This window comes from Sorangium sp. So ce381 (genome assembly GCF_051473845.1).
GTDB lineage: Bacteria > Myxococcota_A > Polyangia > Polyangiales > Polyangiaceae > Sorangium > Sorangium atrum.
The window spans coordinates 5,724,064-5,750,000 of record NZ_CP150336.1 but is presented as its reverse complement, the minus strand read 5'-3'; the positions used below and the strand labels follow the sequence as shown (position 1 = coordinate 5,750,000).

Here is a 25,937-nt window from a genome sequence, read left to right as displayed (position 1 = left end):
CCCCTAAAGACCCCTTGTAGACCACGAGGTTGATAGGCCGGGTGTGGAAGCCGAGCAATCGGCGGAGCTAACCGGTACTAATAGGTCGTGCGGCTTGACCATACTTCTAAGGCAAACATCGAAGCGTCGCGCCCGGAGTTCGGGTGACGAGCAGCGTGACACAGCTGGCCTGGCGTAAACATGGAAAACATGGAACAGAGCACCGCGAGAAGCGGGCTCCGCCGGGTTCCGATTGGACGCACCCACAAGTTTCCGGTGGTGATATCGAGAAGGTCACACCCGATCCCATACCGAACTCGGAAGTTAAGCTTCTTGGAGCCGATGGTACTGCCAGGGCAACCTGGTGGGAGAGTAGGACGCCGCCGGGATTTTTTTTATGAGCCTGCGCGCTGACATCGGCGCGCAGGCTTTTGGCCGCGAGACTGCGGCTGGTCGCTGCTCCCAGGGCAAGCAGCGATCCCGTCGCCCCTGAAGACAGGGCGACGAGCACGCCAGCACGGCTGGCAAGGCGTTGGGCGCCGCGAGAAGCGGGCTCCGCCGAGCGTCCGACCGGAATGGACGCGCCCGCAAGTTTCCGGTGGTGATATCGAGAAGGTCACACCCGATCCCATACCGAACTCGGAAGTTAAGCTTCTTGGAGCCGATGGTACTGCCAGGGCAACCTGGTGGGAGAGTAGGACGCCGCCGGGGTTTCTTCGAACCTGCGCACAGAGATTCTCTGTGCGCAGGTTTTTTTTTGCCTTCCATCTGGCATTTGGTCCGACCTGCCGGAGCGTTCGAGGGTCGGATCGGCGGGCCGCCGAGAAGCACCCCTCCGGGGGCGTCCGCCGGAATCGGCCGTGGCCGGCTGGATCCCCTTAAAAGCACCCCTCCGGGGGCGTCCATCGGATCGGTCGTGGCCGTCTGGGTCCCCTTCAAACTTGGGTGAGCGCCGGCGGGTGGGTCCACGCGGCGGGGGCGGGCGGGCGCGCTGGAGCACCGACCGAGGTGCCATGAGGCCCCCAGGGGGCTAGAGGTCTCAGGCGCGCCTTATGTGGCGCGCAACATGACGTCCCAGGTGGCATGGCCCGAAGGGAGACATGCCGGGCGGTGTTCCATGCGTAAGCTCCAGGTCCCCGCCTTGGCGGATGGCCAGCGCCCGCCCGCCCCCGCCGCGTGGACCCACCCGCCGGCGCGGCTGGGCCGCGTGGACCCACCCGTCGGCGCGGCTGGAACGATCTGTTGCGCCGCCTCCCGCCGCGAGGGATGGCTCTTGCATACCAGCGATCCCCGCTCAGGCAGGGACCGCGCGAGCGCCGCCGATGGCCAAGAGACGCCCCCCCGCACCCGATCCGCTCGACCGCTTCCACCCCGCCACCCAGGCATGGTTCCGCGCGGCTTTCGACGCGCCCACGCCCGCCCAGGTGCAGGGCTTCCCCCCCATCCTCGACGGCGCCTCCACCCTGCTGCTCGCCCCGACCGGCTCGGGCAAGACGCTCGCCGCGTTCCTTGCGGCCATCGACCGGCTCATGGCATCGCCCGAGCCCGAGGCCGCCGAGCGCTGCCGCGTCGTCTACGTATCGCCCCTCAAGGCGCTCGCGATCGACGTCGAGCGCAACCTGCGCGCGCCGCTCGCCGGCATCGCCGCCGCCGCCGAGCGCCTCGGCCTGCCCTACCGCGTCCCCCAGGTCGGCGTGCGCTCCGGCGATACAAAGCCCGAGGACCGCGCGCGGCTCGCCAAGAAGCCGCCGGACATCCTCATCACCACCCCGGAGTCGCTCTACCTCCTGCTCACCGCCGCCGCGCGCGACCGGCTGCGCGCCGTCGAGACCGTCATCATCGACGAGATCCACGCGCTCGTCGCTACGAAGCGCGGGGCGCACCTGGCCCTGTCCCTCGAGCGGCTCGAGGCGCTCCGCTCCGCGCCGCGGCCCATGCAGCGCATCGGGCTGTCCGCCACGCAGCGGCCGCTCGACGAGGTCGCGCGGCTGCTCGGCGGCGGCGAGACCGACGGCGCCGGCGGGCGCTTCGCGCCGCGGCCGGTGACCCTCGTCGACGCCAGCGCCCCCAAGGCCCTGGAGCTCCGCATCGAGGTGCCCGTCGAGGACATGACCAAGCTCGGCGAGGCCGCCCGCGCGGGTGAGGGCCCGAGGGGGGCGCCCGCCGAGCCGGCGCAGCGCTCGATCTGGCCGAGCATCCACCCGCGCCTCGTCGAGCTCGTCCGCGCCCACCGCACCACGATGATCTTCGTGAACAGCCGGCGCCTCGCCGAGCGCCTCGCCGCGGCGCTCAACGACACCGCCGGCGCCGAGATCGCGCTCGCGCACCACGGATCGATCGCCCGCGAGCAGCGGCAGCAGATCGAGGAGCGGCTCAAGGCGGGCCTCCTGCCGTGCATCGTCGCGACCTCGTCGCTGGAGCTCGGCCTCGACCTCGGCTCCGTCGACCTCGTGATCCAGCTCGAGGCGCCGCCCTCGGTCGCCGCCGGGCTCCAGCGCGTCGGGCGCGCAGGGCACGAGGTCTCGGGCACGTCGCGCGGCGTCGTCTTCCCGAAGCACCGCGGCGACCTGCTCGCGTGCGCCGCGGCCGCGTCCCGCATGCGCGAAGGCAAGGTCGAGGCGACCCTGTACCCGAGGAACCCGCTCGACGTCCTCGCCCAGCAGATCGTCGCCATCGCCTCGATGGACACGCTCCACGTCGACGCGCTCTTCTCGCTCGTGCGCCGGGCGGCGCCCTTCGCCGAGCTGCCCCGCGCGAGCTTCGAGGGCGTGCTCGACATGCTCTCCGGCCGCTACCCCTCCGACGAGTTCGCCGAGCTCCGGCCCCGCATCGTCTGGGACCGCGTGGGCGGCGCCGTGCGCGCCAGGAAGGGCGCGAAGCGCCTCGCCGTCGTCAACGCCGGCACCATCCCCGACCGCGGCCTCTACGGCGTCTTCCTGGACACCGGCGGCGACGCCGCGCGCCCCGGCCGGCGCGTCGGGGAGCTCGACGAGGAGATGGTCTTCGAGGCCCGCGAGGGCGAGGTCTTCCTCCTCGGCGCCTCCTCGTGGCGCATCACCGACATCACCCACGACCGCGTCCTCGTCGTCCCCGCCCCGGGCGAGCCGGGCAAGATGCCGTTCTGGCGCGGCGACCAGGCCGGGCGCAACGCCGAGCTGGGCGCCTCCATCGGCGCCCTCGCGCGGCGCCTCGCCGCGCTTCCCGACGGCGAGGCCGAGCGCGCGCTCGCGGACGAGCTCGGCCTCGACGAGCGCGCGGCCTCGAACCTCGTCCGGTACGTGCGCGACCAGGCCGCGGCCACGGGCGACGTCCCGAGCGACCGCACCCTCGTGATCGAGCGCTTCGTCGACGAGGTCGGCGACCACCGCATCTGCCTCCTCTCGCCGTTCGGCGGCCGCGTCCACGCGCCGCTCGCGACCTGCATCGCCGAGCGGTGCCGCCTCGAGCTCGGCCTCGCCGTCGACACCGTGTGGACCGACGACGGCATCGTCCTGCGGCTGCCCGAGTCGGAGTCGCCCCCCGACGCGAAGCAGCTCCTGCCGCAGGCCGACCAGGTGGAGGATCTGCTCGTCCGCGCCCTCGGCGACACCGCCCTCTTCGCCTCGCGCTTCCGCGAGTGCGCGGGCCGGGCGCTGCTCCTGCCGCGCAAGTTCCCCGGCAAGCGCTCGCCGCTCTGGGCCCAGCGCAAGCGCGCCGCCGACCTGCTCGCCGTCGCCTCGCGCTACGGCTCGTTCCCCATCCTGCTCGAGACCTACCGCGAGTGCCTGCGCGACGTCTTCGACCTCACGGCGCTCGAGGATCTCCTCCGGCAGATCGCCGCCCGGAAGGTCCGCGTCGTCACGGTCGACGTCCGCGCGCCCTCGCCGTTCGCGGCCACGCTGCTCTTCACCTACGCCGGCAACTTCATCTACGAGGGCGATCTGCCGCTCGCCGAGCGAAGGGCGCAGGTGCTCACCATCGATCACAGCCGCCTGCGCGAGCTGCTCGGCGAGGCCGAGCTGCGCGAGCTGTTCGACGCGGACGCCGTGCTGGCCCTCGAGGCGGCGCTCCAGCGCCTCGACGGCCGAGCGCCGCTCAAGCACGAGGACCAGGCGCACGATCTCCTGCTCTCGCTCGGCGACCTCACGCGCGACGAGATCGCCCGGCGCGCGGTCGGCCCGGACGCCCCGCCCGACGCGGCCCGCGAGCGCGCCGACGCATGGATCGACGAGCTCGTCCGGGATCGGCGCGCCATCGAGGTCCAGATCGGCGCCGAGCGCCGCGTCGCCGCCGCCGAGGACGCGGGCCGGCTGCGCGACGCCCTCGGCGTGGTGCCGCCGCTCGGCCTCCCGATCGCGTTCCTCGAGCCCGTCGCCGACCCGCTCGGCGAGCTCGTCGCCCGCTACGCGCGCACGCACGGGCCCTTCCGCGCCGACGACGTGGCCCGGCGCTTCGGCCTCGGCCCTGCGCCTGTGCTGGCCGCGCTCGCGCGCCTCGCCGAGCGAGGCCGCGTGGTCGAGGGCGAGTTCCTCCCCGGCGGCCGCGGCCAGGAGTTCTGCGACGCCGAGGTGCTGCGCTCGCTGAAGCGCCGCTCGCTGGCCCGGCTGCGCGCCGAGGTCGAGCCGGTCCCGCCGGAGGCCTACGCCCGCTTCCTCGCCGACTGGCACGGCCTGCACCGCCGCCGGCGCGGCCTCGACGGCCTGCTCGCGGCGCTCGAGCAGCTCCAGGGCGCGCCCCTCTCGGCCTCCGCCCTGGAGGCCGAGATCCTGCCCGCCCGCGTCGAGGGCTACCGACCCGGCGATCTCGACGCGCTCTGCGCGGCCGGCGAGGTGCTCTGGCGCGGCGTCGAGCCGGTCGGCGACGGCGACGGCCGCGTCGCGCTCTACCTCGCCGAGGCCTTTCCGTACCTCGCCCCGCCGCCTGGCCGCGCCGAGGGGGCGCTCGCCGAGGGCATCCGCGCCGCGCTCGCGCGCCGCGGCGCGCTCTTCTTCTCCGACCTGTCGCGCGAGACGGGCGCCTTCGGCGCGGACCTGCTCGCCGCGCTCTGGGATCTCGTGTGGACCGGCGAGGTCACGAACGACACGCTCGCCCCGCTGCGCGCCCTCGGCCGCGCGTCCGGATCGAGCGGCCGCCGGCGCGACCGGGACCGCGCTGCGGCCGGCCGCGGCCTCTCGGCGCTGCGGGCGCGCCGGATCGGCCCGCCGGGGAGCGAAGGGCGCTGGTCGTTGCTGTCGTTCCCCGGCACGTCCGGCGCGTCCGGCGGCGCGCCGCCCGGCGCGCCCGGCGAGACCGAGCGACGCGCGGCGCTCGCCCGCGCGCTGCTCGAGCGCCACGGTGTGCTCACGCGTGAGGCGGCGGCGGTCGAGGGGCTCGCTGGCGGCTTCTCCGCCGTCTACGACGTGCTCCGCGCCATGGAGGAGGCCGGTCAGGCGCGGCGCGGCTATTTCGTCGCCGGGCTGGGCGCCGCGCAGTTCGCGGTGCCCGGCGCCGACGATCGCCTCCGGGCCTGCCGCGAGCCGTCCGACGATCCGCGGACGCTCGTCCTCGCTGCCACGGATCCGGCGAGCCCCTGGGGCGCCGCCGTCCGATGGCCCGAGCTCCCCGCGCCCGTCGACGGCGGCTCCGAGGGCGCCGTCCGTGGCCCGGTCCGGCCGCAGCGGGCCGCGGGCGCCCTGGTGATCCTGCACGACGGCCGGCTGCTCGCCTGGATGGGCCGCACCGAGCGGAGCCTCACCACGTTCCTGCCGGAGGCCGAGCCGGAGCGCGGCGACGCGATCCGGGCCATCGCGTCGGCGCTCGGGGCGCTCGTCGACGAGGGGCGGCGGCGCGCCGTGCTCGTGGCCACGATCGACGGCGAGCCTGCGCACAGCTCCCCCCTCGCGCGCGCGCTTTCGAACGTGGGCTTCACCTCCGGAGCGCACGGCTACCTCAAGCGCGCCATCACGCCCGAGGGGGGCGGGTGGCGGCCGCGGCACGTACCGCCCGCGAACGCGCCCGACTGGGCTCGCCGCGCGGCGGCGGCGGGCCTCGATGCACCCGAGGACGAGGTCGACGGCTTCAGGCCGCCGCCCGGGCTCCGCTCGTGGCCCTCCGGGCCTCCGACCGGCGGATGGCGGATGTCGCCCCCCGGCGCACCCGAGGGCGGCGCACACGCCGCGGAGGGCGGCGCGCCGGACGAGAGCGACCTCGACGACGACGATCCGGCGATGTTCGAGGACGGAGCGGGGATCGACGACGGCCCGGAGTAGCCATCGGTCAGGGGCCGGAATGGCCCTCTTCGAGCCCGTGATTCCGACCACTGGCGTCTGCATTCACCCACCGTCGACAGCGCACGGGCGTGGCGGCGGGAGCGCTGCAGCGTCGCGCGCGTCGACAGCGCCAAGCGCGTGTCGACGGCGCCAAGAAGGACCGCCGAGCAACCGTGAAAGGAAGATCCCTTTCGTGGTTCCTCGGCGGCTCTTCGTGGTCCTCGCGCCCTCGGGGGATCCCGAGCGGCGCGCCAGGACGGCTCAGTTCTGCTGGGGGTGCTCCTCCGCCTTCACATGTTGCTCATGGCCTCCGCCGCGGCCCTTCCGGCTCCGGCCCTCGCCGTTCGTCGCCTGACTTCGCGCCTCGGCGCCCTTGCGCCCGATCTCGGCCATGTGCTCGCGGTTCTGACTGACAGCCTCGCCGCCCTTGCGGCCCGCTGCGCGCGCCTCCTCGGACGTGAACTCATGCGCCGTGCCCTTCTCATGAGCTGCCTTCCCGCCCTGACTCGCGATCTGGCGCTGCTGCTCCGCGTTCATCGCTGCGAAGCCTCGCTTGCTCTCGCTGGTTTGTCCCATGAATCACTCCTCGGATGGATTGCCTCGTGAACGCCACGCGACGACCGTGGCTACCTGCCGCTTGGCCACATCAGGCCGGCGGTGCCGGCGACGCAGGGGGCCATGCTGCAACGCGGGTGCCAGGCGGGGAGCTCGGACGAATCTGCCGATGCGTCGAGGCCGGACAATTGATGACCGTCGCGTCGCCGGGCGTGTCCTCTCGAGGGCTCGCTGTGGCAAATTGCCTCACTGTGCGCGCCGCCGTGTCTGGTCGCCCCACTCTGCGAGCTCCGCCGTGACAGGCTCATTGGACGCGGCCGGTCGTTCGGATCGTCTTCTATCTCTCTCGCTGATCGAACGAGCCGGCGAGATGACTGTCATCATTGCGCAACACAAGAGCTCACCGTGGCCCCTTCAGGATTCACCTGCGGGGCCGCCGCTGCTGAGGTCAGGATTCACCTGCGCGGCCGCCGCTGCTGAGGATCGAGCGTCTGGCATCTCGGATGGCTCCCTTGCGTTCTGTCCGCTCCGACGGACCCGTTGATTCTCGTGGAGTTGTTATTTTGCGGTGACATGGTTGCGTCTCGATGGCCGAGGGGCCACCTTGACGGTCTTGTGACGGCGGCCTTCAGGCGGGGCGTCGAAGGGCTGCGGCGCTGGCGCGTCGCGCCTTGACAACACGATGCCGCTGCCGCTCTCGTTGCACTGCATCATCACCTTCAGCGCCCGGCCCGACGACGAGGCTTCCGGGCGGCCGGGGTGACGGCATTGCAGGAGATTCACATGGCGCTTGCGATCCAGGGGGCCCGTCTCGATGGGGGCCAGCTCTGCTCAACGAACATGACATCATGGCCTCGCCGCGCGTGCGGCCGCTCTCCGGGCTGCGCGCGCGGCGCGGGCCTGGTCGCGCTATCCATGGCGCTCCTCGCCGGCTGCGGCGGTGCCAGCGGCGCGGCGCCCGCGGGAACCCCTGCGCCGGGCCCCGCGACCGCGCCCGCGGCAAAGGAGCCTTTCGACATCGAGGAGGCGCTCGCCCGTGAGGCCGGCGAGCTGCCCGCCAGGGAGCTCCGCGCCGCGGACTGGTCGGCGCGCGTGTTCGGGGCAGGGGAGGCGAAGATCGAGCCGAAGGAGAAGCTCGTCGCGATCTCCATCCCGCTCGGCACGGACACCCATGTCGAGTGCTTCGTCTACAATACGATGCTCGACTCGGGCGAGGTGATAAGGAACTTCATCGAGCTGCTCGACCCTGCGAAGGTGGAGGTCGCTCGCGTCGTTCCCTGGGAGGTGAGCGTGCACCGGGAGAGCCCCGCGGTGTTCGTACAGGCCCTCTACCTCGTCCCGACCGCCGGCGGGAAGGCGGCCGGCCTGCTCAAGATCGCGCTGCACGCGGACAGGGCGCGCCCCATTGCCTGCCTGCATGACGAGGTCGGGTATGTCCGCACGTTCGAGCGGCTCGCCAAGGGGCTCTTCGACTCGTTCGAGTCGAAGAGCGCCGCCCCGAAGCCCGAGTACACGGACACCGTGATCCTGCGCCTCGACAAGGTCCCTGTCGGCTTCGAGACGAGCGATCTGCTCAAGGACGACGCCGGCCAGCGGCGATGGCTCTCCCGCTCGGCCTCCTTCCTTCCTCGTGACCCCAAATCTCTGCACATCGAGGACGAGGCGTCGAACGTGCTCATCGATCCTCAGGGGCAGATCAAGGAAGGCGTCTGGATCGAGACGTCGGGAGGCAAGGCGAACCACCGTATCGAGCTGTCCCAGAGGAAGAACTTCGAGTACGAGTACTCGGGAGAGGTCGAGGGCAAGAAGGTCCAAGGGACGTTCACGCCGGCGGCCAAGGCGTGGCTCGCGTCGCCCGTCGCCACCGCCTCGGCGCTCGCCCGGCTCCTCAAGAAGAAAGGCTCCTTCGACCTGAAGCAGCAGGAATACATGCCCAGCGTCGATCCGACGAAGCCGGTCGACGTCCAGTACCTCCGCGACGCATCGGGCGCCGTCACGGTCTCTCTGAAGACCATGCGCCTCGTGGGCAGCCTCGCTCCGGACGGCCGTCCGGAAGCGTTCGAGATCTCCGCCGGTCCGCCCAAGCTGACCATCCAGCGAGCCTACGTCAGGGGCAAGCTGTAAAACCACCCGCGGCTGCGCTTCCGGGCCTGTCCGGGAGCGCCAAGGCGCTCGCCGACGGCCATGCGCGGTGGGCCTCGCTGGTCGGACACGATCGAGCGCAATCGCCAGCCGGCGCCGTGGAGGGAGCCGGTTCCTGTGAAAATGAAAAATTTCACCGAGGTGAAATGCCATCGGGTGCGCTGGCTGGCTTCAACGCTTGAGTATCGTCGTCATTATTATCGATTCATGACGATTTGGTGATCCTGCCCCGCTCAGATCAGGTTATATAACCTCCCGGTCGGCCGAACGACTCTTCGCTGGAACAAAGAATCATTTCTTCGAGCGGAAGGAGCTCTCAATGCGCTCTGTGAGATCGCGTAGATCGCGTGTCTGCGGCTCGGCCAGCTTCAAGCTTGGCATAATGACCGTGGGTGTATTTGCCCTTACGGCCTGCGTATCGGAGCTCGAGGACGAGCCGGTCGAGGACGTCGGCAGCAGCCGGGAAAGCTTCGAGGCGTTCGAGAGGGCAGCGTTCCGCGAGCCCGACTCTGGTGTCTACATTGTCAATGGGGACACGCCCGTCGCCGACATCAAGCATCTCCGGGAGTTCTGGGAGACGTACGTACGCGATGGCGCCCTCATCGTGCAACGCAGCGGCGGCAGCGATGTGGTCTGGTCGGCGGCCCAGAAGAAGAGCATCACCTACTGCGTGAGCACGACCTTCGGCGCGCGCTATTCCGCCGTCGTGGCGGCCATGGCTTCCGCCACGGCTTCCTGGGAGAGCGCCGCGGATGTCGATTACGTCTACCAGAGCGCTCAGGACGCGAGCTGCACTGCTGGCAACAGCAACGTCGTCTTCGACGTGAGGCCGACGAACTCCGGCGGCGAGTACATCGCGCGGGCGTTCTTCCCCAACGATACGCGGTCGGTGCGGAACGTGCTCATCGACTTCAACGAGCTCCAGGGATCCGGCGTCGCGCTCGAGGCAGCCCTGCGGCACGAGCTTGGCCACACGCTCGGCTTCCGGCACGAGCACACGCGCCCCGAGGCGGGCGTCTGCTTCGAGGACAATGCGTGGCGCGCGTTGACCACGTATGACTCGGATTCCGTCATGCACTATCCCCAGTGCAACGGCACCGGCGACTGGGGCTTCGCGCTGACCGCAAGAGACATCCAGGGCGCCCAGGCGCTCTACGGCCCGCCTGGTGGAGGAGGCGGTGGCGGCGGAGCCGGTGGTAGTGGCGGAGCTGGTGGTGGCGGCGGAGCCGGTGGCGGCGGCGGAGCTGGTGGCGGCGGCGGAGCTGGTGGCGGCGGCGGAGCTGGTGGCGGCGGCGGAGCTGGTGGTAGTGGCGGAGCCGGTGGTGGCGGCGGAGCCGGTGGTGGCGGCAGCACGACGGTGACCGAGAACTTCAGCAGCAGCGTCAACGCTGGTGCATTCGTGGACATCGGATCGAGCGCCGGTTTCGCTGTCACTCCGGGGACGGGCCTCACCGTGGTGATGACGGGCACCGGCGATCCCGACCTCTACGTGAAGTTCGGATCAGCGCCCACGACCGCCTCGTACAGCTGCCGCCCGTACCTCTCCGGGGCGTCCGAGACTTGCACGTTGACCGTGCCGACAGGGCAAACCAAGGCGTACGTCAAGGTAAGAGGGTACACGGCGGCCAGCTGCAACGTGGCGGTGACCTATACCCGACCGAGCGGCGGCGGCGGCGGCACGGCCACGTCGGCCACCTTCAGCGGTCGCCTCGCGGCGGGCGCATCGGCGTCGCACGGGCCCCTCTCGGTGGTTCCTGGCACGAGCTTCCGGCTCGTGATGACCGGCACCGGCGACCCTGATCTCTACGTGAGGTTCGGCGCCGCGCCGACCCTGACCTCGTACGACTGCCGTCCGTATCTGGACGGCGCCGCCGAGACCTGCAATCTGACGGTCCCGGCGGGGCAGACGCAGGCCTTCCTCTCGGTGAACGGCTTCGCGGCCAGCACATATCAGCTCAGCGCGACCTACACGTCTCCTTGAAAAAGCGGGGCGCATCTCCATGCGCGCCGCGGGGCCCCGCTGACGCACCGGGCCATCCGAGGCAATGGATTGGCCGAATGGTCGCCCAACCGGGTGCGCTCGCTCCCATCGACGGCATCTTTTCGATGTGACGCGACGCGCCTCTGCTGGCGGCGACCTGGACACCACCGCTGACGAACCCTCGATACGGGGAGGTGGGTATCAGGCGCAGGATGAGCAGAGTACGGAGAGTCCATCGTCCAAGCTGCGAGCGACATTCTGCACAAAAATCGTCACCGAAAATTGGGCACCTCAAGTGAACCCTTCCTAGGGTGCTCTCATGGACAAGAAAATTTTAGCCGCAACTCTCCTGCAGGCGCTCGCCATGGCTCAACGCGAAGGACGCTCCGAGACGCTCGATTCGCTGGTCGAGAAGCTGCGCGTTCGCCGCCGGGATGTCCGCGGCACGCTGACCCTGCTCCACCGCCAGGGCATGCTGGACGTGCTCCACATGCGACTCACGCTCTCCGGGTTCGCCATCGGCTCGGCGCTCATCGGAAAGACGCTGCCGGCGCTCCGGGCCGCCCCGCGGGCTTCCACCGCGGCGGCGTGAGCCAGCGCCGCGCTGCACGCCGCGCGCGGTGAGGGCGGCGCGCGAGCTTCCAGAGCTCGCCACGCGCCCCCGCGCGACGCCGCATCCTAGGCCTCGACGAGGCCCGCTCGCACCGCGAGGCGGGTCAGGTCGGCCACGCTGTGCGTCGCCACCTTCGCGCAGAGCCGCGCCCGGTGCGTCTCGACCGTCTTCACGCTGATCGAGAGCTGGACGGCGACCTCCTTCGCCGAGAGACCCATCGCGAGCAGCCGGAGCACCTGCCGCTCCCGGTCGCTCAGCGCGGCCACCATGTCGCCGCGGGCGGCGCCGTCCCGCCGCTGGAGCGCGCGCACCATCGCGGCGCTCACGTCCGGCGATACGGCCGTGCGCCCCCGGACGACGGTGCGCAGCGCCTCCACGAGATCGGCGAGCCGGCTCTGCTTCGACAGATATCCATCGGCTCCAGCCCGCATCGCCTCGGCGACCCGGAACTCATCGCGGTGCATCGAGAGCACGATGACGCGGAGCTCCGCGATGCCCTTGAGCTCCCGGATGAGCTCGACGCCGCTGCGGTCGGCGAGGCCGAGCTCGATCACCGCCACCTGACAGCGGTGGATCTCCTGCGCTCGGAGCGCCTCCTGCCCGCTTGCAGCCTGAACGACCTCGCTCACCCCCGGCTGCGACGTCAGCGCGTACGCCAGCGCTTCCCGGACGACGTTCTGGTCATCGACGAGCAGGATATTCATGTCGAAGGCCCCCCTTACCAAAGGGCCTTGTAACAGACTGCTTTGAGCTCCATGAACCTGTTTTCTCGGTAAGGATCCGCCTGGAGACGCTGATTCGATTCCTGTGGTGCTGGACTGGGCTCCTCGCAGAATCGCCTTGGACGAGCGCAGGAGAGAAATCGACGTCGGGACGATGGCCCTGGAACGTCGTTTCATCCGAGCGGGGCGTTATGCCTCGGTGGGGACGCACGCGCTCTAGGAGCCCGCAGCCCGCGCGTCTCGTGACGAGCCCTCGGCAGGCTTCGCCGCGGCGGCGCGGGGCCCGCGCTCGATGCCTCTCCCTTGGCCGTTATGTTTGCGCTAGATAGGCTGCCTCATGCCTCGCCCGCGCGGAGCGCTCTTCTCCGGTCTACGACATGACTCGGCCTTCTGGCGCCGCGCCCTCACCGCGGGTGTCACGCGCGGGCCGGACCCCTTGGTGCGCCATAGCCCTCCGCTCTTCGGCGTGATCTTCGCGGCCGCGCTCCCCGAACTGCGCCGGCGCGTCGAGGAGAACCTCCGCCGAGTTCGCGGGCCGCGGTCGCGCCTCGTCGACCTGCTCGACAGCAGCGCGGTGTTCGCCGCCTACGGAAGCTGCATCACCGAGGCGCTGCTGCTCGCGAGCGATCGCGGGTACACGGTGGTGCGGCGCTCCCGGGGCGTCGAGCACTACCACGCGTGCGCCGCGGCAGGCCGGGGGGTCATCATCGTCACCGCGCACACCGGGGGCTGGGACATCGCCGGCCAGATCCTCGGCGTCGTGCATCCGGCGGGCGTCATGCTGGCGATGCAGCGGGAACGGGACGCCGAGGCGCGCGCGATCCAGGATGCGGCGCGGCAGCGCGCTGGTGTCCAGGTGGTCCACATCGGCGAAGGGCCGCTGGACGCCCTGCCGCTCCTCAAGCACCTGCAGCGAGGAGGCGCCGTCGCGATGCAGATCGATCGCGTGCCGCCCGGGATGCGCAGCCGGGAGGTCACCTTCCTCGGCGGCCGCTGGCGAGCGCCCGAGGGGCCGATCGCGCTCGCCGCGATGAGCGGCGCGCCGATCTTGCCCGTGTTCACGCACCGCCTCGGCTTCCTCGACTACGAGGCGGTCGTGGCGCCGCCGATCCGGCTCGCCCGCCGGGCGACCGAGGAGGAACGGGACGCGGCGGCGGCCGAGATGATGGGCGCCCTGGAGCGCTTCGTCCGGGCTCACCCGACGCAGTGGTTCCACTTCTCCGGCGACGGCCCGGTCGCGCCGGCGGAGGGCGGGGCGGGTTGAGCTGAACAGCGGAGAAGACCGCAAGTGGACCGATGAGCGCAAAGCACGCAAAGGAGGAGAGGAGGATACGAACCGAAAGAACGCCGGAGACATCGAGAGCAGAGATCCCTCTCCGTCTCCTCTTGACGCCTTTCTCTCTTGTTCCGGGGGCGCCCTGCGCGGCGCGGGCGCCGCTCTACAGCGGCCCTTCGGTCAGCCCGTGGACGAATTGCCTCACGCGCGGGTCGTCGCTCGCCTTCGCTTCTGCGGTGGTGCCGTCGAAGATGAGCCGTCCGCGGTAGAGCATCCCCACCCGGTCGGTGACCGTGAGCAGCCGGTCGAGATCGCTCGAGACCATCACCACGGTCGCGTTCATCGCCCTCTGCTCGGCGCGGAGCAGGTCGAAGATGCGCTGCGACGTGACCGGGTCGAGGCCGGCCGCGGGCTCGTCGTAAAGGACGATCTCGCCGCGCGCGATCGTGGCGCGGGCGACGCCCACGCGCTTCTTCTGGCCGCCGGACAGCCCCGCCGGCGTCCGCGCCTCGAAGCCCGCGAGAGACACCGCGCGGAGCCGCTCCGCGACCCGCTCCTCGATCTCGTCCTCGCTGAGATCGTAGAGACGGCGCAGAGGGAACGCGATGTTCTCTCCGACCGTCATGTAGTCGAACAGCGCGTTGTTCTGGAACAGCATCCCGAACTTGAGGCGGAACGTCTGGAGCTCGAGCTCGCTGAGCGCGTGGACGTCCTTTCCATCGACGAGCACGCGCCCGTGATCCGGCCGCAGGAGCCCGGTGATCATCTTGAGCAGCACGCTCTTGCCCGAGGCACCCGGCCCGATGAGCCCGTAGAGGCAGCCGGCCGGCACGTCGAGGTCGACGCCACGGAGGACCGGCATGCCCCCGAAGCTCTTCGTCAGCTGCTCGATCTGGATCATCGGTCGCGTGGACACGGTCGCCGGGGAGGGGCGCGCCGGCCTCGTCGTTCGGAGGGGGAGGGGCGCGCCGGTCTCCTTTACTTGAACGTCGTCCGGGCGACGTCGAGCCGCGGGTGCGACGGGAACGACATCCCGCGGATCTGCCCGGAGATGCACGACGCGATGCTCGGGTTCGACGGGCTCGTCGTGACGGTGACCCCCACGGCGCGGCCGTTCTGCACCGCGGCGCAGACGTTCACCTCCATGCTCGACGGCACGTTGCACGCATTCAGGTACGTGCCGCGGTTCAGGACGTTGCCGTAGGCGCCCGCCGTGAGATCGGGCGCGCCGTTGTTGCCGATCTTGTACTCTTCGACGTAGCGCGCCTGCGCCGCCTCACAGCTCAGGCCGCCGCCGAGCGTCGGGTAGCTGCCGCCGCCGGCCGGCCGCGCCCCGCCCCCGGCGCGCCCCGTCTTGCCGCTGCCGAGGCCGGCGTCGACCTCGATCGCGACGCGGTCGGTGGCGCCCTGCACCGCGAGTTCCTGCTCCTTGTGGCTGCGCTCGCGGTACCACCAGCCCGCGCCCGCGGCGAGGATGACGCCCATCAGGGCCAGGCCGAGCAGCGCCTTGTACTGCGTGCCCTGCTTCTCGGCCGACACGACGGCGTCGAGCGCGCGCTTCTCCTGCACGATGTCCCGGTTCAGCTTCGCCTGCTCGGCGAACGGGGCGAACTCCTCCCAGTCCTGGATAGCGCGCTCCTCCGCGGAGAACGTGTCGCGCAGCACCTGATCCCCCGTGAAGGAGCCGGACGCGATCTGCTGGAGCAGCTCCACGGACGAGAACGGCCCATGGTCCATGCCGTCCTTGATGACGACGTACCGCGGCCGCGGATCCGACTCGAGGGCGGCCTTGAGATCCGCGAGCTTGCGGGTCGGATCGTTGCCGTGCAGGCGCTGCGGCTGGTTGACCGGGATGGCGACCGCGAACGGTCCATCCCCGGAGACCGCCTGGATCCTCGGCACGGACGGCGCCGACGGGACGCGCGCTTCCTCCTGGTGCCCGGTCGGCGGCATCATCGAGAGGTTGACGTCGACCTCGAACTCGCCGTCGGCATCGAGGTGCGACGTGTCGGCGCTCGGGGGCTGCTCCGACGCGGTCGGGACGATCTGATAGAGCGCCTGCGCGAGGGCGGCGAGATCCGCCGGGCGGTGCTTCGGATCGGCCACGAGCGACTTGCCGAGCACCGTTTCCAGCGCGGGCGGCAGGTCCGGGATCACGTCCGCCGGACGCCGCATCCCGGGGCCGACGCTGCTGTTCGTGAGCATCTCGTAGAGGATGGCCCCGATCGCGAAGACGCTCGCGCGCGCGTCGCCCTCGTTGCCCTTGCGCTCCTCGGGCGCCAGGCAGGCGCGGTCGCGCGGCAGGAGCGGAGGGGTGTGGGCGAGCTCCTCGATCAGCTGGATCGTGCCGTTCGCGCCGTGACCGAGGCACGAGGGGTGCACGAACATGGTCCGCCCCTGCGCGTGCAGCTCGTGCAGCTGGGTGCAGAGCGGCACGGCGAGGCCGATGGCCTCGCGGATGTCGAAGCGGCGACCGGTCGCGCGGCGCGACTCCATCTCGGCGCGGAGCGTGCCGGCGGGGATGGACATTCCGGCCGGCAAGGGTGTGAGCAGGGGCTGAACCTGAGAAGACATCGGGGACGAACACTACGACAACACGCCGGGTCCGCTCAACGCCGCACCGCAACGTTGCAGTGTCGACGTGCGGCGAAGCCTGGCGCGCACGTGGGACGAGCAGTGACGGCGTGCGCTTGCGGCGTCAGCGTCCGTCTGCGCGCGTTCAGCGCGCGTTTGCGCTGGTCTGCGCCCGCTGGTGTCGGTCAGCGTCCGTGCGCGTCCGTCAGCGCGCGTTTGCGTACGTTTGCGTGCGTCTGCGTCCGGGTGCGGCGGCCGGCGTCCGTCAGCGCGCGCTGGTGTCGATCTGCGCCCGGGGGCGCTCAGCGGTCTCGGGCGACGGCGTCCGCGCCGAGCGCCAGGACGTGCCCTGCGAAGAAGCGGAGCAGGTCGGTCTCGCGCGACTTCGGCCAGCGCGCGTGGTTGATGGCGCCCTTCTTCGCGGAGCAGCGGTTCCGGAGCGCGCAGTGGGGCTCGTCCCTGCTGGCCTCGTCGAGGCGCAGGAACGAGGTGTTCGCGGAGAGCGCGTCGCGCGCGCGCAGCCATCGCTCGACCGACTCACACGGGAACATGTCGTCGCACGCGCGGTAGACCGCCATCGCGGGCGGGGGGGGGCCGGGGCACGCCCACTCGGCGGGCGGCGCGTCGCTGCCGAAGGTGGCGAACGCCGCGACGCGGTCCGCGCGCATCATGGCGTACGTCGCCGCCATGTGGCCGCCGTAGGAACCGCCGAGCGCGTAGATGCGCCGCCTGTCGACGAGCTTCTTCTCGAGCAGCTGGTCGACGAAGGCGTCGACGGTCACGACGTCGACGTTGCCCTCGCCGGTGAACTCGACGTCGAACGGCGCGGTCGCCGTGTACATCTTCGTGCCGCGCTCGCGCTCGGCCTGGCTCGGCGCCTTGAACGCGCGGCCCTGGGGCGCGAGCACGATGAAGCCCGCGTGGGCGGGGTCGCCGGTCAGGTTCCACGTTGCGCCGAGCTTGCGCAGGCCCGTCTCCTTGTCGACGCTCGTCGGGTTGTCGCCGTCGGCGTGGAAGAAGACGATGAGCGGCAGCGGCGCGCGCGTCTCCACGCCGCTCGGCGCGATCACGCAGGCGTAGCGGGGCGATCCCTCGGCGTCGCGCGTCTCCAGCACCTGGGCGCCGCGGCACGGCGGCCTGCCGAGCGTCTTGCGGAGCTCTCGTCCGGGGCGCCCCTGCTCGGCGACGCAGCTCCCTTCGCTGGGCGGCCTCGCCTCGGGCGGCTTCGTCGGCGGCGCGGCCGCGCTCGCCGGACCGGCCGCGCGGGCGCCGGCGTCCTGCCGGGCCGCCGAAGGCCGCGGCTGCCCGCCGTCGGCCGCGGCTGCGCCGGCGTCCTGCTCGAAGACGCCGAGAAGGTCGCCGCCGTCGACCCCCGACGACGGCGTGGAGCACGCGGCCGCGAGCCACGCCGCGGCGCCGGCGAGCAGAGCACGGCAGTGCCGGACGCCGGGAAGGTCCAGCGTCGAGGTTCGGTACGGGCGGCGCCGGGGCTGGGGTTGAGGCACGCGCGCACTGTAGTACGTACAGCTGTCGCGCTGAACCGGCCGGCATGGCTCGACGGGTCGATCCGGGACGCGAGCCGAGGTACGCTGGACACCCCATGGCGCATCCCACCCAGGACATCCTCGCTGCCGCCCTGTCCCTTCCTGAAGGAGAACGCCTCAGGATCGCGTCGGAGCTGCTCGCCAGCGTCGAGGAGCCGTACGACGACTCTTGGAACGCTGCGTGGCTCGAGGAGCTCGAGCGCAGGGAACAGGCCGTGCGCGATGGGGGAAGCGGGGGGGACGCGTGGTCCGAGGTTCGGGCGCGGGTCCTCGCGCGACTGGGCGCTCGTTGACCCGGCCGATCATCGTTCGCGTCGACGCGCAGGCGGAGCTGGAAGAAGCTGCGAGCTGGTATGAGAGTCGCCGTCCTGGGCTCGGGGTCGAGTTCGTGACAGCCATCGAGGTTGCCCTCGACGCGATTGCCGAGGCGCCCGAATCATGGCCTCGATGGCAGGCTGGCTACCCCTACCGAAAATATGTTCTGCGCCGTTTCCCTTTTGTCGTGTTCTTCACGGCCGAAGGCGCTGGGATCCAGATCGTCGCGTTCGCTCACGCGAAGCGGCGGCCCGGGTACTGGATGCGACCCTCGAGCCAGTGAGCGGCCTCGCGATCTCCACCCGATCGCAGCCCTGTCCTCAAGTGTCCCGCGGGCAACGAGCCGAGCGCGGTGCGCGTTGAAGAGGGAAGAGGCGCGCTCCACGCAGCCTGGCTCTTCCTGCGATGGATATCGTTGTTCCCTGGCAACAAGAAGAACCGCTCTTTCGGCAAGTGGAGCCGCTCGAGCGTCGTTTTCACGAACTCCGTCGCTGGCCCGTACTCCTCCAGGGGTCCGTGGTCGGCGACATCGCTCGTGAAGCAGACGAGATCGATCGGTATCCCATCCTTCACGAGATCATCGAGGTTCCTCTCCCACGCCTCACCGATCACGCGCCGCCGGGGCCAGCCCTCCGTTGCGCGCGGTCCGCGCGTGTGGAGATCCGAGATGTAGAGGACGCGCAGTCTGTGCTCGCGCTCATGGCCCATGCTCGCTCCGACGAGGGGGGCACATTGGCCCCTTGTCTGGACACGATCAGAAGGAGCGGGCCGCGGGGGAGGCAGGAAGTGCCACCGGAGGCGATCCGCGCGAGTTGGAATGCGGCGAGACGCCTCCGGTGGGCGATTAATGTAAGATGAGCTACTTTGTAGCATTGTCGGCAGGCAAGCGGCAGCAGCCGGAATGCGGCGAGGCGCCCTGGGTGGCGATCGACGTCGATGGCGCTCTCCTTCAACAATTCCGTGGCGAGCGTCGATCCCGATCGGCTCATGAACCATCAGGCCATGCCCGACGTGACGTAGCCGCGGACGACCTCGCTCGGTTGCCCGCCCGCCGGTGCGTCGGCTCCGTGCCCGCCGGGGACGAAATCGCGACGGCAGGCCCCGCTGCCTTGCAGGGAGGCCCTTCGTGGCTAGGCTGTCCGCGGCCCACCCATGACGCTCTTCGATATCCTCGTCGGTGCCGCGATCGCGGCGGTCCTTGCTTTCCAGGTCTACGTCACCGTGCGCGTCTTCCGGAGCCGCGTCTACGAGCCCAAGCAGAAGGTCTGGCAGGCGCAGCTCGTCTGGCTCCTGCCGATCATCGGCGCCGGCCTGGTGTTCACGATCCTCCAGGAGGAGGACCGGGCCCACCGCGACGCCTCCTCCCATCTCCGGAGCTGAGCCGGCGCCTCCCGGCCGCGCGGCTGCCTCGGGCCACGTGCGGTCGCGTTGAACGGCCGGCCTCGCTCCCTTCTCCGTCCTCTACGCCCATCTGGTCACCCCGGCCCCTCCCCAACGCGGGGGGACCGGTGGACCTGGGACGATCGAACAGGAAAATTAGGTTTCACCCTTCGGTCCAGCGGCCCCGTGCGCTATGGCTCAGGGAGCATGGCGGACGACGTCTTCGGCATCGTCGGGACCACGCAGGCGGGTAATTTCCACGTCGAGCAGGTGGTCGCGGAGGGAGGGTTCGGCGTGGTGTACCGCGCGCTCCACGCCGGCTTCCGCGCGCCTGTCGCCTTGAAATGCCTGAAGGTGTCCGAGGCGAAGACCCCGCGCGAGCGGCAGCTCTTCCTCGAGAAGTTCCGCGAGGAGGCCCAGCTGCTCTTCCGGCTCTCGGCCTCGATCCCGGAGGTCGTCCGCCCGCTCCACGTCGACGTGCTGCACCTGAAGCGAGGGGAGTTCGTCCCCTTCCTGGCCCTCGAGTGGCTGGAGGGCGAGTCGCTCGACAAGGTCATCGATCGACGGAGGCTCAAGGGAGAGCCGCCGATCCCGCTCCACAGGCTGATGAAGATGATGCGCCCCATCGCGCAGGCGATCGCGCGCGCGCACCGCTTCCCGAGCCCGAACGGCACGGTGTCGATCATCCACCGCGACCTCAAGCCCGAGAACATCTTCATCACGACGCAGGAGGGGACGGAGCGCCTCAAGATCCTCGACTACGGCATCGCGCAGGCGAAGACGCTCGCCGAGCAGGCGGTCGGACGGGTGACGAACGGCGACCCGCTGAACGCGTTCTCCCCGGCGTACGGCGCCCCGGAGCAGTGGGCGCCGAAGCGGTTCGGGCAGGCGGGAACTTGGACCGACGTCTGGGGTCTCGCGCTCACGATGGTCGAGGCGCTCGTAGGGCGGCAAGTGATCGACGGCGAGGCGCAGGCGATGATGGGGACGGCGCTCGACGTGAAGCGCCGGCCCACGCCCCGGGCCGAGGGCGCCAACGTGCCGCCGGAGGTCGACGCGGTGTTCGAGCGCGCGCTCGCGGTGAGCCCGCGCGACCGCACGCGCGACATCGAGGCCTTCTGGACGGAGCTGGAGGCGGCGATGGGGCTCCCGTCCACGTTCGGGCGGACCTCCGCGCAGGACGACGCGTACTCCGTCCCGCCGCCGCCGTCGTCGTCGATGCGCGCGGCCCCGCAGGTCAAGCGCGCCGCGCACGTGTGGCTCGACACGCCCAGCGACGCCGGGTCGCTCGAGCTCGATCTCGACGTGGCCCCGGCCTCGATGCGCGCGCCGAGGGGAGGGCGCCGCGAAGGTCCTGCGAGCAGCGTGCGCCCGCCGCCGCCCTCGGATTCGGCCGGGCTCGAGATGGACCTCCCCGAGGCGCCGCAGAGCCCGCACAGCAGAGGCATGGGCGCGCTCGTCCCGGAGAGCGTGCCGACGAGCGCGCGAGGTCGCGCCGGCTTCGCGGAGGCGACGCCCGTGGGCGCGCTCCCGCGCGGCGGCGGGATGGAGAGCGCCGCGCCGAGCATGCTCGCGCGCGGGGGCGGGATGGGCGGGATGATCGAGAGCACGCCGCCGCTGGAGATGGCGCTCAGCGTCGCGCCGCGCACGACGACGTCGGTAGCGCCGGCCGCGGTGCGCTCGCTGTCGGACATGCCGTCGAGCAGGTACCGGCCGACGGCGCGTCCGCCGGCGGACGCGCGGCCGCGCCCGCCGGATCCGAAGCCGCTCACCGGGCCGACGCTCCTCCAGCAGCTCGCGCTGCCCGTGGTCTGCATCGTGTTCGCGTGCGTGGTCACGGTGGCCGACCTCATCATGAAGCAATCGGGCGAGGCGCTGAGCTTCGGCCCGGTGCGCTCGTTCTGGGTGGCCGGCGTGCTGCTCCTCTTCGGCGTCGGGCTGTTCTTCTGGCGCATGCTCGGAGATGCTGGAGATGCCTGAGCTGACGCACGGGAGCGCCGCCGCGGGCGAGCGCGCCGATCAGAGCGTGTCGGCCCGCTTCACGCGGCTGATGAACGCGTCGACCTCGCGGTGGGGCGTGCTCACCGATCCGCCGCTCGTGGCGCTCGCCTCCGGCGTCTTCCTGCTCGTCTTCCTCGGGGCGCTCGGCCGCGACGCGGGCCCCGAGGTCGCGCGCGCGCTCGGCGTCCTCGTGTTCGCGCCGATCTCGGTCGCGCTCGTCGTCAGCGTTGCGCTGCGCGGCGCGCGTCGCGCGGTCGTCGCGTGGCTCGCGCGCCAGCCGTTCCCGGTGGAGAACCTGAACGCCGTGCTGAACGGCCTGGGCGAGGCGCTGGAGGTCACCTTCGTCGGCGCGGCGCCGGAGGCGGCGGAGCTCAACGTCGAGCTCGACAAGGTGCACCCGGACGCGTTCGTGACAGGGGGGGTCGAGGACGCGCGCACGCTGGACATCCGCATCGGCGTCGTCGACTCGAAGCGCAATCCGGCCGCGACGAACCACCAGCGTTACGCGCGCGTCCGCGAGCTCGTCGAGCGCGTGCTCGTGCCGCTCGCGGAGCGCTACCCGATCCAGGTCGTCCGGGTGAAGTGAGCGCGCGCCGGACGCGCGCTTCCAGACGGCGGGGCGCCGCCCGAGGGCTCGCGCGGGCGCTTGCCATGCCGCCCCGTTCCCCTGCTATCGTCGCGGCTCATGACCGCCTCGACCTCCGAGAAGCTCCTCTCCGATCTGGAAGCGCGGGGCATCACCCGCGCGAAGATCGGCGGGTTTGACATCGACGGCATCCTCCGCGGGAAGTACGTCTCGCTCGAGAAGCTGAAGAGCGCGCTCAAGGGCGGCTTCGGCTTCTGCGACGTCATCTTCGGCTGGGACATCGCCGACGTCCTCTACGACAACGCCAAGGTCACCGGCTGGCACACCGGCTATCCGGACGCGCACGCCGTCCTCGATCCCAGCACGCTGCGCGACATCCCGTGGGAGCCGGGGACCGTCGCGATGCTCGCCGACTTCCGCGACGAGCGCGGCGGCCCGCACCCCGCGTGCCCGCGCTCGCTCCTCCGGAGCGTCATCGCGAAGGGCGAGCGGATGGGGTTCTCGGCGAAGTTCTCGTGCGAGTTCGAGTTCTTCCTCTTCGAGGAGACGCCGCGCTCGCTGCACGAGAAGCGGTTCGCCGGCCTGACGCCGCTCAGCCCCGGCATGTTCGGCTACTCGTGGGTCCGCGAGGGGCAGAACAAGAAGCTCATGGCCGCCATCCTCGATCAGATGCAGGCCTTCGACGTCGAGATCGAGGGCCTGCACACCGAGACCGGCCCGGGCGTGTACGAGGCGGCGATCCGCTACGACGACGTGCTCCGCGCCGCGGACAAGGCCGCGCTCTTCAAGGTCGCCATGAAGCAGATCGCCCACGAGCACGGCCTCGCGGTCACGTTCATGGCGAAGTGGAACGCCGAGCTCCCCGGCTCGAGCGGGCACCTGCACCAGAGCCTCTGGAAGGACGGCCGCAACGTCTTCGAGGACGCGTCGTCGCCCGATCGGATCCCGGCGGCGCTGCGCCACTACGTCGGCGGCCAGATCGCCCTGATGCCCGAGCTCACGGCGATCTACTCGCCGACGATCAACGCCTACAAGCGGTACGTGCCCGGCGTCTGGGCCCCGCTCACCGCGAGCTGGGGCGTCGAGAACCGCACGGCCGCGATCCGCCTCATCGGCCTCGGCACGCCCGGCGCGCGCGTCGAGTACCGGCAGACGGCCGCGGACATCAACCCGTACACGGCGATGGCCGCGTGCCTCGGCGCGGGGCTCTACGGCATCGAGCACGGCGTCGAGCCGCCGGCGCAGGCCTCCGGGGACGCGTCGTCCGCCGAGTCCTCGCGCTTGTCGCTGCCCCGTACGCTCGCCGACGCGACCCGGATGCTCGCGGGCAGCAAGATGGCCCGCGAGATCCTCGGCGAGAAATTCGTCGAGCACTATGTCCTGACGCGCGACTGGGAGGTGCGGCAGTACGAGCGCGCGGTCACGGATTGGGAGCTGAAGCGTTACTTCGAGGCGGTGTGATCATGAGCCAGTTCACGGTTTGGAGCTTTCCCACTCGCATCCTCTTCGGCGCCGGCGTCGTCGAGCAGACAGGCGCCGAGGCGCGCCGGCTCGGCGCGGCGCGGGCGCTCGTCGTCACGGACAAGGGCGTCGTCCGCTCGGGGCTGCTGGAGCCCGTCGCCGCGTCGCTGCGGAAGGAGGGCCTCGAGGTCGCCGTCTTCGACGACGTCCTCGGCAACCCCATCGAGAAGAACGTGCACGACGGCGTCGCCGCGTTCCGCGCGGCCCGCGCCGATCTCGTCGTCGCCCTCGGAGGCGGCTCGCCGCTCGACGTCGGCAAGCTCGTGCGCCTCGGCGTGAACCACGATCGGCCGCTCGTCGACTACGACGACGCCACGGGCGGCGATCGCTTCATCACGCCCAACGTGCCGCCGATGCTCGCGATCCCCACGACGGCCGGGACCGGCAGCGAGGTCGGCCGCTCGGGCGTCGTGACGCTCGACGTGAACCACCGGAAGACGGTGATCTTCTCGCCGCACCTGCTCGCGAACGCCGCGCTGCTCGATCCGGTGATGACGCGGTCGATGCCGGCCTTCCTCACGGCGGCGACGGGCTTCGACGCGCTCACCCACTGCATCGAGGCGTACGTCGCGAAGGGCGATCACCCGATGGCCGACGGGATCGCGCTCGAGGGGATCCGCCTCGCCGCCGCGCACCTCGCGCGGGCGGTCACGCACGGCGACGACCTCGAGGCGCGCGGCGGCATGATGAAGGCGGCGATGATGGGCGCCGTCGCGTTCCAGAAGGGGCTCGGCGCGTGCCACTCGCTCGCGCACCCGCTCTCGAGCGAGTGCGGCCTGCACCACGGCCTCGCCAACGCCCTCTGCCTCCCGCCGGTGGTCGAGTTCAACGTCGCCGCGGCCGCGCCGCGCCTCGCGCGCGTCGCGGCCCTGCTCGGCGCTCCCGAGGACGCCGCCGCGTGCGCCGACGCCATCCGCGCCCTGCGCGCCCGGATCGGGCTCGCGGCCGGCCTCGAGAAGGCGGGCGTCCCCCGCGACAAGCTCGACGCGCTGGCCGATCTCGCCGCTCAGGACGCGTGCCACACGAGCAACCCGCGCCCCTGCTCGCGCGACGATCTCCGCCATCTCTACGAGGCCTCCTTCGCGAGCTGATCGCGCGCGCATGCCCCGGGCGCGCCGCGCGGCTCGGGGCGGACGCAGGCCCGACCCGAGCGCGTCGCCGCCGCGGAAGGATCGCGACGGCGAGCGCTCACCGTGACGGGATCATGGTCATTTCCCGGCGTCCAGCGGGCCGTTGGGCGCGGGCCTACCGCTGGCCGACAATGGATAAATGCGGTACCAGGGGTGCACGATGACCGTCACCTCCACCGAGCGCACCGCGCGTCCAGCGACATGCCAAATGTTCGAGACGCCGCTCATCGAGCGGTTTTCGCGGATCCATCCGATCACGCCGTTCGTCTTCTGGCTGCCGGTCTACAGCTATCTGGGCGTCCGCGCCGCCCGGCATGGTGTCGGCCTCCTGACCGGGCTCGGGCTCGTGCTGGTCGGCCTGTTTCTATGGACGTTGGCCGAGTATGTCCTGCACCGATACGTGTTTCACTACGTCGGGCCGCGCCTGTGGCAGCGCCGGATGCACTTCGTTCTCCATGGGGTGCACCATGATTTTCCGCAGGATGCCGACCGGCTGGTGATGCCGCTCGGCGCCAGCATCCCCCTCGGCGTGGCGTTCTACACGCTGTTCCGCGTCGTCTTTGGCCCTGTTCCGGCGGATCCGCTGTTCATCGGCTTCGGCCTCGGATACCTGGCGTACGACGGGACGCACTATGCCATTCATCACTTCCGGATGAGCTCGCGCTGGGGGAAGTGGATCAAGCGCCATCACATGGTCCATCACCACACGGGAGAAAATGCCCGGTGGGGCGTGTCGTCGCCGCTCTGGGACTGGATCTTCGGCACGATGGGCACGTCGCAGGCAGGAAAAGGCAGCTGAGCCGGAGAGCGGCGCGCTCCGGAGCGCGCCGGTGCCGATCATCGACAGGGTGGGAATGGGCCCCGAGCGCGGCAGGTTGAGGGGCCATGAATCGGTCGCGCCCGGATGCTCGCGCCTGCGCGGGAGATGCTGCGCAGCGGCGCCGCGCGGGGCCGCGCGGCCGCGACAGCGTGGCGCCCGCCCAGGCTCAGGCGCGCGGCGGATGGATCGGCGCGACGCGCGGACCGAGGAGGTCGCGGCGCATCGGGGGCCTCACGGCGAGGGGGTCGTGCCGGGAGGAACGAGCCCTGCCGCGGGCGATGCGCTCGCCGCAGGCAGCCGCCTCATGGCACCCGCATCGAAGGTGCGGAGCGTGTTGCGCCCGCAGTAGGGGCACAACCACGCCACGTCGAACCGGTCGAGGTGAGCGTTGATGCTGTGCGCCGGCGCGAGCTCCTTGTCGGCTTCACCGGCGGCCGACCGGCCGCGGGGACTCCGGGTGGCCCACCCGGCGGTGACGTGCCGGTGCTCGTCCAGGGTGGCTGACAGGCTTGCCTGGCACTCGCAAGGAGTGGAGATGAGAAACCGACTCATGCGTGACCGTCCTTCGTAG

At 71.2% G+C, this 25,937-nt stretch carries 20 protein-coding genes and 3 rRNA genes (1 of these 23 running past the window's edge); 16 read left to right on the top strand and 7 right to left on the bottom strand.

The features are described 5' to 3' along the window. The 4 genes from WMF29_RS21665 to WMF29_RS21650 all read left to right on the top strand — a co-directional run. Nucleotides 1–102, top strand: a 23S ribosomal RNA gene (locus WMF29_RS21665); it begins 2,905 nt to the left of the window's first position. Between the two features lie 149 nt (nt 103–251). Continuing rightward, nucleotides 252–368: ribosomal RNA gene (gene rrf / locus WMF29_RS21660) — 5S ribosomal RNA — on the top strand. Nucleotides 369–573: 205 nt separating this feature from the next. Further along, a 5S ribosomal RNA gene (rrf, locus tag WMF29_RS21655) occupies nt 574–690 on the top strand. A gap of 611 nt (nt 691–1,301) precedes the next feature. Continuing rightward, the gene (locus WMF29_RS21650; RefSeq protein WP_437330646.1) at nt 1,302–6,206 is read left to right on the top strand and encodes an Lhr family helicase; all 4,905 of its coding nucleotides are present in this window, start codon (nt 1,302–1,304) and stop codon (nt 6,204–6,206) included. A gap of 261 nt (nt 6,207–6,467) precedes the next feature. Here the strand turns inward: WMF29_RS21650 and WMF29_RS21645 are convergent, their stop codons facing one another. After that, a complete protein-coding gene (locus WMF29_RS21645) occupies nt 6,468–6,782 on the bottom strand; it encodes a KGG domain-containing protein (protein WP_437330645.1) in 315 nt (104 codons plus the stop codon). Between the two features lie 819 nt (nt 6,783–7,601). Between WMF29_RS21645 and WMF29_RS21640 the strand changes: the two genes are divergently transcribed. From WMF29_RS21640 to WMF29_RS21630, 3 genes are all read left to right on the top strand, one after another. Further along, complete coding sequence (locus tag WMF29_RS21640; protein ID WP_437330644.1) at nt 7,602–8,885, top strand: hypothetical protein; 1,284 nt, start codon at nt 7,602–7,604, stop codon at nt 8,883–8,885. Nucleotides 8,886–9,222: 337 nt separating this feature from the next. After that, the gene (locus tag WMF29_RS21635) at nt 9,223–10,884 is read left to right on the top strand and encodes a M57 family metalloprotease (protein WP_437330643.1); all 1,662 of its coding nucleotides are present in this window, start codon (nt 9,223–9,225) and stop codon (nt 10,882–10,884) included. A 319-nt stretch (nt 10,885–11,203) separates the two neighbouring features. Beyond that, the gene (locus WMF29_RS21630; RefSeq protein ID WP_437330642.1) at nt 11,204–11,476 is read left to right on the top strand and encodes a hypothetical protein; all 273 of its coding nucleotides are present in this window, start codon (nt 11,204–11,206) and stop codon (nt 11,474–11,476) included. 86 nt (nt 11,477–11,562) lie between these two features. On the opposite strand, the gene WMF29_RS21625 is transcribed toward WMF29_RS21630, so the two are convergent. After that, a complete protein-coding gene (locus tag WMF29_RS21625) occupies nt 11,563–12,201 on the bottom strand; it encodes a response regulator (protein WP_437330641.1) in 639 nt (212 codons plus the stop codon). A 355-nt stretch (nt 12,202–12,556) separates the two neighbouring features. On the opposite strand from WMF29_RS21625, the gene WMF29_RS21620 reads away from it, so the two are divergent. Beyond that, nucleotides 12,557–13,483, top strand: coding sequence for a lysophospholipid acyltransferase family protein (locus WMF29_RS21620; RefSeq protein WP_437330640.1), 927 nt, complete (start codon nt 12,557–12,559; stop codon nt 13,481–13,483). A 175-nt stretch (nt 13,484–13,658) separates the two neighbouring features. Here WMF29_RS21620 and WMF29_RS21615 read toward each other — a convergent pair whose 3' ends face one another. From WMF29_RS21615 to WMF29_RS21605, 3 genes are all read right to left on the bottom strand, one after another. Beyond that, a complete protein-coding gene (locus WMF29_RS21615; protein ID WP_437330639.1) occupies nt 13,659–14,411 on the bottom strand; it encodes an ABC transporter ATP-binding protein in 753 nt (250 codons plus the stop codon). 62 nt (nt 14,412–14,473) lie between these two features. After that, nucleotides 14,474–16,024 carry a hypothetical protein gene (locus WMF29_RS21610; RefSeq protein WP_437330638.1) on the bottom strand — a complete coding sequence of 517 codons (1,551 nt, stop codon included), beginning with the start codon at nt 16,022–16,024 and terminating at the stop codon, nt 14,474–14,476. A 347-nt stretch (nt 16,025–16,371) separates the two neighbouring features. Then, nucleotides 16,372–17,574, bottom strand: coding sequence for a prolyl oligopeptidase family serine peptidase (locus WMF29_RS21605; RefSeq protein WP_437330637.1), 1,203 nt, complete (start codon nt 17,572–17,574; stop codon nt 16,372–16,374). 95 nt (nt 17,575–17,669) lie between these two features. On the opposite strand from WMF29_RS21605, the gene WMF29_RS21600 reads away from it, so the two are divergent. Further along, the gene (locus tag WMF29_RS21600) at nt 17,670–17,906 is read left to right on the top strand and encodes an addiction module protein (RefSeq protein ID WP_437330636.1); all 237 of its coding nucleotides are present in this window, start codon (nt 17,670–17,672) and stop codon (nt 17,904–17,906) included. After that, nucleotides 17,795–18,211 carry a type II toxin-antitoxin system RelE/ParE family toxin gene (locus tag WMF29_RS21595; protein ID WP_437331152.1) on the top strand — a complete coding sequence of 139 codons (417 nt, stop codon included), beginning with the start codon at nt 17,795–17,797 and terminating at the stop codon, nt 18,209–18,211. Before WMF29_RS21600 ends, WMF29_RS21595 begins: the two co-directional genes overlap by 112 nt. Here the strand turns inward: WMF29_RS21595 and WMF29_RS21590 are convergent. Then, nucleotides 18,163–18,636, bottom strand: a complete 474-nt coding sequence (locus WMF29_RS21590; RefSeq protein WP_437330635.1) for a metallophosphoesterase — start codon at nt 18,634–18,636, stop codon at nt 18,163–18,165. The two genes, WMF29_RS21595 and WMF29_RS21590, sit on opposite strands and share 49 nt — an antisense overlap. Nucleotides 18,637–19,080: 444 nt before the next feature. Between WMF29_RS21590 and WMF29_RS21585 the strand changes: the two genes are divergently transcribed. From WMF29_RS21585 to WMF29_RS21560, 6 genes are all read left to right on the top strand, one after another. Continuing rightward, nucleotides 19,081–19,308 carry a hypothetical protein gene (locus WMF29_RS21585; RefSeq protein ID WP_272099857.1) on the top strand — a complete coding sequence of 76 codons (228 nt, stop codon included), beginning with the start codon at nt 19,081–19,083 and terminating at the stop codon, nt 19,306–19,308. A 207-nt stretch (nt 19,309–19,515) separates the two neighbouring features. Next, nucleotides 19,516–21,288, top strand: coding sequence for a serine/threonine protein kinase (locus tag WMF29_RS21580; RefSeq protein ID WP_272099854.1), 1,773 nt, complete (start codon nt 19,516–19,518; stop codon nt 21,286–21,288). Then, entirely contained in the window at nt 21,281–21,895 is a 615-nt protein-coding gene (locus WMF29_RS21575) for a hypothetical protein (protein WP_437330634.1), read from the top strand. The genes WMF29_RS21580 and WMF29_RS21575 overlap by 8 nt, the downstream gene beginning before the upstream one ends. Before the next feature lie 99 nt (nt 21,896–21,994). Then, nucleotides 21,995–23,356 (top strand): glutamine synthetase family protein, encoded by a 1,362-nt coding sequence (locus WMF29_RS21570; protein WP_437330633.1) that lies wholly within the window; start codon nt 21,995–21,997, stop codon nt 23,354–23,356. Beyond that, nucleotides 23,353–24,507: an iron-containing alcohol dehydrogenase gene (locus WMF29_RS21565; protein WP_437330632.1), complete on the top strand. Its 1,155-nt coding sequence runs from the start codon at nt 23,353–23,355 to the stop codon at nt 24,505–24,507. Before WMF29_RS21570 ends, WMF29_RS21565 begins: the two co-directional genes overlap by 4 nt. A 199-nt stretch (nt 24,508–24,706) precedes the next feature. Further along, on the top strand, nt 24,707–25,345 hold the full coding sequence (locus WMF29_RS21560; RefSeq protein ID WP_437330631.1) for a sterol desaturase family protein: 639 nt from the start codon (nt 24,707–24,709) through the stop codon (nt 25,343–25,345). Between the two features lie 252 nt (nt 25,346–25,597). Here WMF29_RS21560 and WMF29_RS21555 read toward each other — a convergent pair whose 3' ends face one another. Next, entirely contained in the window at nt 25,598–25,918 is a 321-nt protein-coding gene (locus WMF29_RS21555; RefSeq protein ID WP_437330630.1) for a hypothetical protein, read from the bottom strand. Nucleotides 25,919–25,937: the final 19 nt, after the last annotated feature.